At 57.3% G+C, this 13,247-nt stretch carries 10 protein-coding genes; 4 read left to right on the top strand and 6 right to left on the bottom strand.

Annotation, left to right across the window (positions count from 1 at the left end):
• Position 1: 1 nt before the first annotated feature.
• The 4 genes from HVX72_RS14130 to HVX72_RS14115 all read right to left on the bottom strand — a co-directional run bounded on the left by HVX72_RS14130 (position 2) and on the right by HVX72_RS14115 (position 5,731).
• Positions 2–1,264, bottom strand: coding sequence for a DUF1479 domain-containing protein (locus HVX72_RS14130; RefSeq protein WP_181821692.1), 1,263 nt, complete (start codon positions 1,262–1,264; stop codon positions 2–4).
• A 142-nt stretch (positions 1,265–1,406) separates the two neighbouring features.
• Positions 1,407–2,222, bottom strand: coding sequence for a Cof-type HAD-IIB family hydrolase (locus tag HVX72_RS14125; RefSeq protein WP_060569899.1), 816 nt, complete (start codon positions 2,220–2,222; stop codon positions 1,407–1,409).
• A gap of 172 nt (positions 2,223–2,394) precedes the next feature.
• The gene (locus tag HVX72_RS14120) at positions 2,395–4,827 is read right to left on the bottom strand and encodes a formate C-acetyltransferase/glycerol dehydratase family glycyl radical enzyme (RefSeq protein ID WP_181821690.1); all 2,433 of its coding nucleotides are present in this window, start codon (positions 4,825–4,827) and stop codon (positions 2,395–2,397) included.
• 4 nt (positions 4,828–4,831) lie between these two features.
• Positions 4,832–5,731: a glycyl-radical enzyme activating protein gene (locus HVX72_RS14115; RefSeq protein ID WP_181821688.1), complete on the bottom strand. Its 900-nt coding sequence runs from the start codon at positions 5,729–5,731 to the stop codon at positions 4,832–4,834.
• Positions 5,732–5,863: 132 nt separating this feature from the next.
• On the opposite strand from HVX72_RS14115, the gene fsa reads away from it, so the two are divergent.
• Positions 5,864–6,526, top strand: a complete 663-nt coding sequence (fsa, locus tag HVX72_RS14110) for a fructose-6-phosphate aldolase (RefSeq protein ID WP_060569896.1) — start codon at positions 5,864–5,866, stop codon at positions 6,524–6,526.
• A gap of 146 nt (positions 6,527–6,672) precedes the next feature.
• Here the strand turns inward: fsa and moeB are convergent, their stop codons facing one another.
• Both moeB and moeA read right to left on the bottom strand, forming a co-directional pair.
• Positions 6,673–7,422, bottom strand: coding sequence for a molybdopterin-synthase adenylyltransferase MoeB (moeB, locus tag HVX72_RS14105; RefSeq protein ID WP_181821686.1), 750 nt, complete (start codon positions 7,420–7,422; stop codon positions 6,673–6,675).
• Positions 7,422–8,657, bottom strand: a complete 1,236-nt coding sequence (moeA, locus tag HVX72_RS14100; RefSeq protein ID WP_181821684.1) for a molybdopterin molybdotransferase MoeA — start codon at positions 8,655–8,657, stop codon at positions 7,422–7,424. The genes moeB and moeA overlap by 1 nt, the downstream gene beginning before the upstream one ends.
• A gap of 184 nt (positions 8,658–8,841) precedes the next feature.
• On the opposite strand from moeA, the gene iaaA reads away from it, so the two are divergent.
• The 3 genes from iaaA to gsiB are packed head-to-tail and all read left to right on the top strand — an operon-like array spanning position 8,842 to position 13,232.
• Complete coding sequence (iaaA, locus tag HVX72_RS14095; RefSeq protein ID WP_181821682.1) at positions 8,842–9,807, top strand: beta-aspartyl-peptidase; 966 nt, start codon at positions 8,842–8,844, stop codon at positions 9,805–9,807.
• On the top strand, positions 9,794–11,665 hold the full coding sequence (gene gsiA / locus HVX72_RS14090) for a glutathione ABC transporter ATP-binding protein GsiA (protein WP_181821680.1): 1,872 nt from the start codon (positions 9,794–9,796) through the stop codon (positions 11,663–11,665). The genes iaaA and gsiA overlap by 14 nt, the downstream gene beginning before the upstream one ends.
• Positions 11,666–11,693: 28 nt before the next feature.
• A complete protein-coding gene (gsiB, locus tag HVX72_RS14085; protein ID WP_181821678.1) occupies positions 11,694–13,232 on the top strand; it encodes a glutathione ABC transporter substrate-binding protein GsiB in 1,539 nt (512 codons plus the stop codon).
• Positions 13,233–13,247: the final 15 nt, after the last annotated feature.

Raw genomic sequence — 13,247 nt, 5'->3', positions numbered from 1 at the left:
ATTAAACCATTCCCAACGCCCGTTTGCCGTGAATATTCAAATCATTCAGCGTAAAGCGGCCTTCCCAGTTCATTTCATAATCTTCACGTGGGAAATCTCCCGGGGATGCGCCTTTCTCCAGGGCGGCTCTTACCGTGTGCGCGTACGCCAGATTCTTTTCGCACATGGGCGCGGCGGGAATATACATCACGTTTCCCCAGCCCTGCTGGTTTTCGACCGGGGCGACAGCGTGGATCACGTCGCAATGCCACCAGACGGAGTCCCCGGCTTCGAGTTGCGGAATGCTGGTCAGCGCCTCCATCAACAGCGGATGCCACTGTTCTGACACGGGCAGTACCCTGCCGGGCGCCACGCCGCACAGTTCATCGTCTGGTACATCGTCCAGCAGCGGACGCAGCAGGAGATATGCCATCGCTTCAGGAATGGGGACCACATGCAGTAAACCTTGACCAGGAAGCATATCGGACAACGCTGTCCAGCCCTGGAAGGTGCGGAAGACCGAGCATTTTGTGGTGTTATCGACGGTATATTCTTCCACGTCGGTACGGTATGCCGCATCCCACGGATCGTATTTCGCCAGATTACCGTTAAACACGTTGGCGAAGACGCGCTGATAGGCCGGGAGCAGCCAGCGTTCCAGTGCGCCGGAATCGGTATGCGCGCCAAGCCCTTTCGACGTGGTTCCCGGTGGACGACGACGAATGCGATCCGGATAAATCACGCTGACGTCCGGGTCAAACCACTGCTTACCGTCACGGGCAAATGTCCACAGCCGGTTAAGGAAAGACTGAACGTTTGCCATCTCTTCACTTTGTCGGGCCTGCATCTGCGCCTGAGACCAGTAGATCGGAAAGATCTCCGGGCGGGAGGCGGACAGCGTCCCGAAGAAGTTGTCCCCCGGACCTTTATACACGTCATCAAAGTGATTGCGGTCGAGGTAGTTGAGCATGGACTGATCCCAGTCAAGCGCCTGCTGACGAGGGAAATGGCCTTTAATTACCGCGCAACCGCGCCGTTTGATGAGTTCGCGCTGCTCTGCCGTGATCTTGCCCGCGTTGAGGTCCGTATATGTCAACTCAGGCCAGACTGCTGCTCCCCGCGCTTTAAGGTCATTGATCTCGGCTACCCGGGTAGCGAGGGCATCACTCAATTGATTAAAGAGTCGTTGTACGTCACCCAGCTGCGCGCGCAGTTCTTTTTTCATCTGGCGGATCGCCGCTTTGTGATCGACAGGTAACGTCTCGCTTGTAAACGTAAAGGCCATAACTACCTCGCATAGCTTTCATTCGAAACTAATTTAAATTACAAGTGACACTATAAGTTATAAATAGGTTAATGCAAGTTTAAAAAATTGAATGCTTAGGGTGACGCTGGAGAACCGGAGCGCAGGGCTCCGGCATGTGGGATCAGGCGTTGAAAGGGGAGGTATTGTCCAGAACGGCCTGAATGACGTTTAGCGCGCCCTGATGGTTATTGTCATCGGTGCGGTAGCGGGAGAGGGCTTTGATGCTGTCGGCGGCATTGGCCATGGCAAAGGAATAGCCCGCCATTTTGAGCATTTCGGCATCGTTACCGCTGTCGCCTATCGCCACCACGTTTTTTGGCGACAGCGCCCAGCGTTTCAGCAGGCGGGAGATACCGTTGGCTTTATGCAAACCCGGAATAATTAAATCAATAAAGCCAAAACCGCTGGTCACTGGCTTCATTATGCCGTCAAGCGAGGTATGTAACGCATCCATCACCAGAGGGATCTGCTCGTCCGCCAGGTTCAGCGAAAACTTGAACAGCACGTCGTCAATGTCGTGATAGTCCTTAACTGGCTTCAGGCGATGGTAATGTTTTGACATTAAAGCGACAAACTCTTCGGGGGCGTTTTCACTTACATAAGCGCTTTGCAGACCGCAGGCCACAAAGTTGAGTTGCTTATCTTTCAGCAGTTCGCCGATCACAATGCGTGATTCGTGACGGGTCAGTTCGCCATGAAAAAGCTGCTTGCCATGCTCAAACACCAGCGCGCCGTTTTCGGCCACGAAACTGATTTCATCCTTGAGTTCAGGAAAGAAAGAGATGAGCTGGTAATACTGATTGCCGCTGGCGACGACAAACTCAATATTACGTTTTTTGAGTTCCTGATACTGGGCCATAAAGCGGGTACGATCGTACTTTTTGGCGTCATCAAGAAACGTACCGTCCATATCGGTGACGATAACGTTGACTGTCATATAAGTGCTCCTGGCTCAAAACTGCGACCAGAAACATTTTAATAACAATGTGACCGAAACCACAAATTTATTTCGAATGAAAGCAACAGGCCGGAGAAGCGCAAGCCGCTCCGGCGACAGGGGGATAAGGCCGGACGGCAACGCTTACGCGTATTCTCCGGCCAGAAGCGCATTACAACATATGCTCGGTACGGGCGATGATATCGTCCTGCGCATCCGGTGAGAGGGCGGTAAAGAAGGCGGAATAGCCAGCCACTCGCACCACCAGATCGCGATACTGATCCGGATGTTTCTTCGCCTCCAGCAGCGTTTCACGGGAGACAATGTTGTACTGAATATGCCAGCCCTTGTGATCCTCAAAGAAGGTACGCAGCAGGATCATCAGCTTCTGCTTGTCGGATTCATTCTCCAGCGTGGCTGGATTCAGCTTCTGGTTCAGCAATACGCCGCCAAGAATCGAACCGGTCGGCAGCTTACCGACGGAGCCAATCACCGCGGTTGGCCCAAGGTGGTCGGTACCAGAGGCCGGGCTTGCCCCTTCCGCCAGCGGCGTATGGGCTTTTCGGCCATCCGGAGTTGCCATCGTCGCCGCGCCAAACGGCACATTTGCGGAAATAGATGACGTCCCTGCGTAATAGTTACCGCCAACCGGGCCGCGTCCATAGCGTGGGTTATGGTATTGCTTCAGTTCGTCGATATAGGTCTGATAGGCGCGTGCCAGCAGGGTATCGACGGAATCATCATCGTTACCGTATTTCGGCGCGCCGTTGATTAAACGCTGGCGCAGTTGCTCGTGGGTAAGGCCGTCAAAATCCGCCGCCAGCGCGGCCGCCAACTGTTGCTGACCAATAGCGCCTTGTTCAAACACCAGTTTTTTCACCGCCGCCAGGCTGTTGCCGAGGTTGGCAATGCCCACCTGTAAACCGGACACCCAGTCATACTTCGCGCCGCCCTGCTTGATGCTTTTCGCGCGTTCGATACAGTCATCCACCAGCGCTGAACAGAGGATATCGTGCACATTCTCCTCCAGCATGGTGTCGACAACGTACTCAATTTCGATCGATTTACGCGTGTAGTAACGAATCTGGGTATCCCAGGCCGCCATCACATCGTCGAAATCCGTGAAGTTACCGGCAGAGAGCGCTTTTTCCTGCGGCAGGAACACCTTGCCGCTGGTGGCGTCGCGGCCGCCTTCCAGCGCCGCCAGCATGACGCGGGCAAAATTGATGAAGCTCATTCCGGTGCAGCGATAGCCCCATTTGCCGCCAACGGCGGTTTCGATGCAGCCAATCGCCGCGTAATCGTAGGCGTCCTGCGGTTCAATACCGAGCTTAATGAATTCGGGAATGACAATTTCATCATTGTTAAAGGCGGGCATCCCGAATCCGCAGCGGATCACCTGCACGCAGGCATCGAGGAAGTCGTTGCTCATACCGGCGTGATAACGCACGCTCAGATTCGGCTGGGTAGAGCGCAGACGACCGCAGGATTCCAGAATGGCATAAGAGAGCGGGTTCACCGCATCCATCGGCTGGCCGTTAACCAGATTCTGACCGCCAATGGTCACGTTCTGGTACAGCGGGCTGCCCGCCGAGGCTTTAGAGTGCGAGCCGGAGCGGATCTTGTTCACCTCCAGCAGCTTGAGCCAGCAGCTGTGCAGCAGCTCGATGGCATGCTCGCGATCCAGGCTCTGGTCCAGCTCCACGTCGCGGCGGTAATACGGATAAAGGTACTGATCCATACGGCCAAACGAGACGGAGTGACCGTTAGACTCAATTTGCAGAATCAGTTGAATGAAGTAGCACAGCTGGAGCGCCTGCCAGAACGTTTGCGGCGGCTGATGGGCGATGACGTCGCAGTTCTCCGCCATCGTCAGTAGCTCCGTGCGGCGGCTCTCGCGGGTTTCTTCACTGGCCATTTTACGCGCCAGCTCAGCGAAACGCGCGATATGATCGCTGACGGCAACCAGCACGATATCAATGGCTTTCAGGAACTGTTCGCCGTGCAGATCGTCAAGGACGGTGAGGTTAATGCGTGAACGACGTTCCGCCACTTTGTCACGCAGACCGTCGAGCCCTTTTTCCAGAAGCAGCGGGAAATTCACCGCCAGATGCGCGTCGCCGGAGGTCATATTGCCTTCGGCTTTGATGATGCCGGTTTCCAGCAGCGCTTTTTGTTCATCGGTAAACATCCCGTAGCAGCGATCCTGTACGGTCTGGCCTCGCCACCACGGGCAGACCTCATGCAGCACGCGCTTATTCTCTTCGCTGACTGCAAAGCCCGCGCCCGGTCTGTCCGCCAGGTCGTCAATTTCTTTTTCAATCCACGAGACGGTATATTCCGGGAAGATCGGCGCGGCGCGCACTTCGCTCGCCTGGTTGCCGATGATCAGCTCGTCGTGCTTGATCCAGATGGTGCGTTCCGCCAGGTGGTGCGCCAGCGCCAGCGCGCGGCGTACCGGAATCGGTTTGTCGAGATGCTGTTTGTACATTTCGGTATAGTGCTGTGCGCGTTCGGTACATACCGGCGGTTTAACGATATGCACCAGCGCGGTTTTGTGCGCTTTAATGCGTTCGCTGAGCGTGTCCAGTTTCAGTTGCGTCATAGGGCTATCCTCGTAAAGTCGCGGTTAAACCTTTCGCGCAGGCGTACTGCTGCGCATAGGCAAGCAGTTCTGGCGCATCCAGCGGTTTTTCCGGCGCGTTGTAGGGTTGATTGAGTAAGTGATATTTGTTGATGCCCAGCGTGTGATAGGGCAGAAAGTGAATTTCGCGAACGCGCAGCGTGTCGGCGGCAAAATCGGTGATGGCTTCGATCGCTTCTTTGTCGGCGTTAAATCCCTGAATCAGGGGGACGCGGATAATCATCTGCTTACCCGCCGCCGCGACCCGCTTCAGGTTGCCCAGCACCCGCGCGGCGCTGCCATCGGTCCACTGTTTGAACGGCGCCTCGGCGATGTGCTTCAAATCGGCGAGGAATAAATCAACGTATTCCAGCGAAGGCGCAATGTACTTCCACGGGACATGCAGGCAGGTTTCAACTGCGGTATGGATCCCTGCTTCATGGCTGGCTTTCAACAGCGAAGCGGCAAACGTCGGTTGCATAAAGGGTTCGCCGCCGGAAAGGGTGATGCCGCCGCCGCTGCGATCGTAAAAGGGTTTGTCGCGCAGCACGGTAGCCATAATGTCGTCCACGTTCTGTTCTTCGCCACAAACCGTCAGAGCCTGAGTCGGACAGCAATCGTTCAGCGCGGCGATCTGTTTTTCGGTAAGATTTTCACGGTGGATCACAAGGCCATTCAGCGCGCGTTCGATCACGGCTGGCGCAGCCTGGGCGCACAGCTGGCAGCCGTCCAGACACAGGCGCGGATCAAACAGCAGATCCGGCGTGCGCGACCGGCTTTCCGGATTCTGGCACCAGCGACAGCCCAGCGAGCAGCCCTTCAGGAACACGACGGTGCGGATGCCGGGACCATCGTGGGTTGAATAACGCTGAATATTAAAAATCATAACCGGCCTCATTTGTTTCGTATAAAGATTAAAATACTTTCGAATGAAAGTTATATTGACGTGTATCAACTAACATGGCGGTTTTACCGTGGTATCTTTGTTTTAAGCTAACGATCAGTTTGAGGAATAGGTATGGAACTTTATCTGGATACTTCCGACGTTGAGGCCGTTAAGGCACTGGCGCGGATTTTCCCTCTCGCGGGCGTGACCACTAACCCGAGTATTGTCGCCGCAGGCAAAAAACCGCTGGAGGTGTTGCTGCCTGAATTACGTGATGCGATGGGCGGTCAAGGGCGTCTGTTTGCCCAGGTGATGGCGACGACGGCGGAAGGGATGGTCAGCGATGCGCGCAAGCTGCGTGGGATCATTGCGGATATCGTGGTCAAAGTTCCGGTAACGGCGGAAGGACTGGCGGCGATTAAATTGCTGAAAGCGGAAGGCATTCCGACCCTCGGCACGGCAGTGTACGGCGCGGCGCAAGGGCTTCTCTCCGCCCTGGCGGGGGCAGAGTATGTCGCGCCATACGTTAACCGCATGGATGCGCAGGGAGGGGACGGGATCCAGACCGTGACCGATCTCCAGAACCTGCTGAAAATGCACGCTCCTCAGGCGAAAGTGTTGGCGGCGAGCTTTAAAACCCCGCGTCAGGCGCTGGATTGCCTGCTGGCAGGCTGTGAGTCGATCACCCTGCCGTTGGACGTTGCGCAGCAGTTGATCAGCTATCCGGCAGTGGATGCCGCCGTCGCCAAATTTGAGCACGACTGGCAGAGCGCGTTTGGTCGTACCTCAATCTGATCCCAGGCCGGGTAGGGCGTAAGCCTTATCCGGCCTCATAGCAGTCCGGTCCAGACAAACATGCGCATGGCGCGCCAGCGTTACAGCGCGACGTTTTCCTAACGCTCGAGTCCCTGTGCGCCAGTGGGTCGTCACCGGGACGTATGTTATTTCCCGCACACTTCGCAGGTTGGATTGCGCATCAGTTTCATTTCGCGAAACTGGCAGGTCATCGCGTCATAGATGACAATTTTGCCGCGTGCGGGCTGTCCATAACGCGCCAGCAGTTTTATTGCCTCCATTGCCTGTAGCGAGCCAATCACGCCAATCAGCGGCGCCATGACGCCCGCTTCGACGCAGGTGAGGGCGTTTTCGCCAAACAGGCGGCTCAGACAGCGATAGCAGGGTTCGCCTTCCTGATAGGTAAAGACGCTGATCTGACCCTCCATGCGGATTGCCGCGCCGGATACCAGGGGAACCCTGGCGGCAAAGCAGCCCGCGTTGAGCTGATTGCGAACGGCGACATTATCGGTACAGTCCAGCACCAGATCGTGTTTAGCGATAAGCGCGCTAAGCGCTGTGTCATCCAGCAGAGCGTTGATCGGCGTAATCGTAATGTGTGGATTAATCCGTCGCAGCGCCTCCCGCGCAGACTCAACTTTAGCCTGCCCGATCGTCGCGTCGCTGTGCAGGGTCTGACGCTGCAGGTTGGACAACGACACGGTATCGAAATCCAGTAGCGTCAGTTGTCCGACGCCTGCGCTTGCCAGATATTGCGAGGCGGCGCAACCGAGTCCGCCGAGCCCGACGATCAGTACTCTGGCCGCCTTCAGCGCTTCCTGACCGTCAAAATCGAAGCCGCGCAGGATGATTTGCCGGTTGTAGCGCAGCATCTCCTGGTCGCTGAGTTCCGCCATTACAGGCCCCCAAACAGTGCGTTAAACGGCTCGACGTCCACCCATTCGCCGGCCTCCACATTCCCGCGCTCGCGCTCCAGCACAATGAAGCAATTTCCCTGACTGAAGGAGCTAAAAATATGCGAGCCCTGGTGTCCCGTCGTGCTCACTTCCAGCTCGCCGTTCGCGTTGCGCTGTAACACGCCGCGCTGGAAGTCGAGACGTCCCGGCGTTTTTTTCAGACGCGAGGCGGTGCGGACCCGCTGACGGGGCGGTAAGCCGCTGGCGTTGTTACCGCTCAGTTTCGCCAGCAACGGTTGCACCAGCTGGTAAAACGTCAGCGCTGCGGAGACGGGGTTGCCCGGCAGGCCACAGAACCAGCTGTTGCTGAGCTGACCGAACGCGAACGGTTTGCCTGGCTTGATCGCCAGCTTCCAGAAAGCGATCTCGCCGAGTTCTTCCAGAATGGTTTTGGTGTAATCCGCTTCGCCAACCGATACGCCGCCGGAACTGATAACCACGTCGGCCTGGCTGTCGGCTTCAATAAACGCCGCGCGCAGGGCGTTCGGGTCGTCGCGAATAATCCCGAGATTGATCACCTCACAACCCAGTTGTTCCAGCATCAGGTGCACCGCCAGGCGGTTGGTGTCATAAATTTGCCCCTCGCCGAGCGGCTGACCCGGCAGCTGCAGTTCATCCCCCGTGGAAAACAGCGCAACGCGCACTTTACGCACCACCGGCACCCCGGCAATGCCGAGCGACGCCAATACCGGCAGCTCTGCGGTGGTCAGGCGCGTACCGACAGGAAATACCACCGCGTTTTGGCTGATATCTTCTCCGCGACGGCGAATATTTTGCCCGGCGCGAACGTTAGCGGTAAACCGAATACCGCTGTCCGTTTGTTCGGTGTGCTCCTGCATTACCACCGCCTCACAGCCTGCGGGAACCGGCGCGCCGGTCATAATGCGAATGCAGCTTCCGGCGGGCCAATCACCGTCAAACGGCTGACCGGCAAAGGCTTTACCGGCGACGGGCAGGGGGTGCCCGGCAGCGAGGTCGGCGAGGCGTACCGCGTAACCGTCCATTGCGGAATTATCAAAGCCCGGCACGTCCAGCGGCGAGACCACATCGGTGGCCAGAATGCGACCAAAGCACTGCACCAGCGGCAGCGTCTCAACGGCGGTAAGCGGGGTTACACGCGACAGCATATTGGTAAGCGCCGTTTCCAGCGGCATCAGTCCGGCGGTAAATTCCATGAAAACACTCCTGCGGGGCAAACTCGAATCCGTCTATTATGTCAGAAAATGGCGGGGGACTGTATGCTCCCTCGGACGTAGCCTGCGTCCTGAACCTTTACATGCCAAACGCATCTTTCTATATTCAAAAATCGAATCAATAACTCTACGAAATTCTGATATTTGTAGAAGACGGATGATAATCATGGGCAAAGCAGTCATTGCAATTCACGGCGGCGCTGGCGCTATCTCGCGCGCACAGATGAGCCACGAGCAGGAGTTACGCTATATCCAGGCGTTGTCTGACATCGTAGCGGTCGGACAAACGATGCTGGAAGCAGGAGAAAGCGCACTGGATGTGGTGACGGAGGCCGTGCGGCTGCTTGAAGAGTGTCCGCTGTTTAACGCGGGCATCGGCGCGGTATACACCCGCGACGCCACCCATGAACTGGATGCCTGCGTCATGGACGGTAACACCCTGAAAGCCGGGGCGGTGGCGGGCGTCAGTCATCTGCGTAATCCCATTCTCGCCGCCAGGCTGGTGATGGAACACAGTCCCCATGTCATGATGATTGGCCCTGGCGCGGAAGCATTTGCTGCCGGACTGGGGATGGCGCGTGTCTCCCCAGAAATTTTCTCGACGCCGGCACGTCTGGAACAGCTTCTGGCCGCGCGCGCCAGCGGTGAAACGCGGCTCGATCATAGTGCCGCGCCGTTGGATGAAAGTAAAAAAATGGGCACCGTTGGCGCGGTGGCGCTCGATTTACAAGGTAACCTGGCGGCGGCAACCTCGACGGGCGGCATGACCAATAAACTGCCAGGACGCGTGGGCGACAGCCCGCTGGTCGGCGCGGGCTGCTATGCCAATAATGCCAGTGTGGCGGTGTCCTGTACCGGCACCGGGGAAGTGTTTATTCGCACGCTGGCCGCCTATGACATTGCCGCGTTGATGGAGTACGGCGGCCTGAGTTTATCCGAAGCCTGCGAGCGCGTGGTGATGGAGAAATTACCGGCGTTGGGCGGCAGCGGAGGGCTGATCGCCGTTGATCATGAAGGGAATGTCGCGTTGCCCTTTAACAGTGAAGGCATGTATCGCGCCTGGGGCTACGCGGGCGATACACCAACCACCGGAATCTACCGGGAAAAAGGGGATACCGTTGCCACACAGTGATGAGCTTGCCGCCAGCGATGTACTGGCGGTCAGCAAACTGACCATTGCCTTTCGGCACGAGCAGCAGCGCGTCGAGGCGGTGCGGGATCTGTCGTTTCGCCTCAAGCGCGGCGAGACGCTGGCGATTGTCGGCGAATCCGGATCGGGAAAATCGGTAACCGCGCTGTCGCTGATGCGGCTGCTTGAGCAGTCCGGCGGAGAAGTGCACAGTGAGCAGATGCTGCTGCGCCGACGAAACCGCGACGTGATTGAGCTGGGCGAGCAAAGCGCCTCGCAGCTGCAGCGCATTCGCGGCGCCGATATCGCGATGATTTTTCAGGAGCCGATGACCTCCCTCAACCCAGTGTTTACCGTAGGCGAGCAGATCGCCGAGTCGATCCGTCTGCATCAGGGGCTAGGGCGGGAAGAGGCGATGGCGGAAGCTAAACGCATGCTCGATCAGGTTCGCATTCCTGAAGCAAACGCGATTCTGTCGCGCTATCCACATCAACTTTCCGGCGGGATGCGCCAGCGGGTTATGATCGCGATGGCGCTCTCCTGTCGTCCGGCGGTGTTGATCGCCGACGAACCGACAACCGCGCTGGATGTCACTATACAGGCGCAGATCCTGCGCCTGATCAAGGTGTTGCAGCAGGAGATGTCGATGGGGGTGATTTTCATCACGCACGATATGGGCGTGGTGGCCGATGTCGCCGACCGCGTACTGGTGATGTATCAGGGCCAGGCGGTAGAAACCGGCGATGTTCAGCATATTTTCCGTGCGCCGCAGCATCCCTACACCCGGACGCTCCTGGCGGCAGTACCAACACTGGGCGCGATGCAAGGGTTGCCTTATCCGCGCCGCTTCCCGCTCATTTCCCATGACGAACCGGATACCTGCGAGCCGCCGACGGATCAGAATACAGTGGTGGACGGCGAGCCAATATTGCAGGTGCGCAATCTGGTTACCCGTTTTCCCCTGCGTAGCGGCATCCTGAACCGCGTGACGCGGGAAGTACATGCGGTTGAAGACGTCAGCTTCGATCTCTGGCCGGGCGAAACCCTGTCGCTGGTGGGGGAGTCCGGCTGCGGTAAATCCACTACCGGACGGGCGTTGCTTCGGCTGGTGGAAAGCCAGTCCGGCGAGATTATTTTTCAGGGGCAGCGTATAGATAACCTGCCTGCCCGCAAGCTGCAGTCTTTGCGGCGTGATATTCAGTTCATCTTTCAGGATCCTTATGCCTCGCTCGATCCCCGCCAGACCGTAGGGTATTCCATTGGGGAACCGCTAAGAGTACATGGGGTGCTTGAGGGGGACGCGGCGGCAAAAAGAGTGGCGTGGCTGCTGGAACGGGTTGGGTTGCGCGCCGAGCACGCCTGGCGCTATCCGCATGAGTTCTCTGGCGGACAGCGCCAGCGTATCTGCATTGCCCGCGCGCTGGCGCTGAACCCGAAGGTGATCATCGCCGATGAGGCGGTTTCGGCGCTGGACGTCTCGATTCGTGGTCAGATTATTAACCTGCTGCTCGACTTACAGCGGGAAATGGGCATTGCTTATCTGTTTATTTCGCATGATATGGCGGTGGTGGAGCGCATCAGCCACCGCGTCGCGGTCATGAACAGGGGGCGTATTGTGGAGATAGGGCCGCGCGCAGCGCTGTTTGAACATCCGCATCATCCCTACACGCGTAAGCTGATGGCGGCGGTTCCGGTGGCTGACCCCGGGCGGCAACGGCCGCAACGCGTGTTGTTATCGGACGAACTTCCCAGCAATATTTATCGACGCGGGGAGAGGGTGACGCCTGTTTCATTGCAGTTAGTCGGGCCAGGGCACTATGTCGCGCGTCCGCAACAAGAAAATGCGCTTTCGCGCTTATAACATTCAGGCAGGGTACAGGAGAAAAATTATGACAACATTCGTTCCCCGGCAGTGGCTATTGGCTCTCGGCGCGGCCTCCGTACTGGCCGCCACGCCCGCGTTTGCGGCGAAAGACGTCGTGGTGGCGGTAGGTTCCAATTTCACCACGCTCGATCCTTACGATGCGAATGACACCTTATCGCAGGCGGTCGCTAAATCTTTTTACCAGGGGCTGTTTGGACTGGATAAAGGGATGAAGCTGAAAAACGTGCTGGCGGAAAGCTACACCGTTTCCGACGACGGCCTGGTGTATACCCTAAAACTGCGTCAGGGTGTGAAGTTCCAGGATGGGAGCGACTTTAACGCCGACGCGGTGAAAGCGAACCTCGATCGCGCCAGCAACCCGGATAACCGACTTAAACGTTATAACCTGTATAAAAATATCGCTAAAACGGAAGTGGTTGATCCCGCGACCGTAAAAATTACCCTGAAGCAGCCTTTCTCGGCGTTTATCAACATTCTGGCGCATCCGGCAACCGCGATGATTTCGCCGAAAGCGCTGGAAAAATATGGCAAAGAGATCGGCTTTCATCCGGTCGGGACCGGGCCTTACACGCTTGAAACGTGGAACCAAACCGATTATGTGAAGGTGAAAAAATTCCCCGGTTACTGGCAAAAAGGGTTACCGAAGCTCGATACCATTACCTGGCGTCCGGTAACTGACAACAATACCCGCGCGGCGATGCTGCAAACCGGCGAAGCGCAGTTTGCGTTTCCTGTTCCTTACGAGCAGGCCGCTCTGCTAGAGAAAAACAAAAATCTGCAACTGGTGGCCAGCCCGTCGATCATGCAGCGTTATATCAGCATGAACGTGACGCAAAAACCGTTTGATGATCCGAAAGTGCGTGAGGCGTTGAACTACGCCATTAACCGCCAGGCGTTGGTGAAGGTGGCGTTTGCTGGCTATGCGACCCCGGCGACCGGAGTGGTACCGCCGTCCATTGCCGGGGCGCAAACCTACACGCCGTGGCCTTACGATCCGGCAAAAGCGCGTGAACTGCTGAAAGAGGCCGGATACCCGAACGGCTTTAGCACCACGCTGTGGGCCTCGCACAATCACAGTACCGCCCAGAAAGTGCTGCAGTTTACTCAGCAGCAACTGGCGCAGGTGGGCGTTAAGGTTCAGGTGACGGCAATGGACGCCGGACAGCGCGCAGCGGAAGTGGAAGGTAAGGGGCAGAAAGAGAGCGGGGTGAGGATGTTTTACACCGGCTGGTCGGCTTCTACCGGCGAAGCGGACTGGGCGTTGTCGCCGCTGTTTGCCTCGCAAAACTGGCCGCCGACGCTGTTTAACACCGCCTTTTACAGCAATCAACAGGTAGACCGCGATCTGGCGCAGGCGTTGAAAACCACCGACCCGCAGGAGAAGGCGCGGCTGTATAAAGAGGCGCAGGATATCCTCTGGCAGGCGTCGCCGTGGATCCCGCTGGTGGTAGAAAAACTGGTCTCGGCGCACAACAAAAAGCTGACTGGCTTCTGGATTATGCCGGATACGGGCTTCAGCTTTGACGACGCCGACTTGCAATAAGCCACCCCGGGAATC

Source organism: Citrobacter sp. RHB21-C05 (genome assembly GCF_013889015.1).
GTDB lineage: Bacteria > Pseudomonadota > Gammaproteobacteria > Enterobacterales > Enterobacteriaceae > Citrobacter_A > Citrobacter_A sedlakii.
The sequence above is the reverse complement of the archived record's forward strand: the minus strand, read 5'-3'. Positions and strand labels throughout refer to the sequence as shown.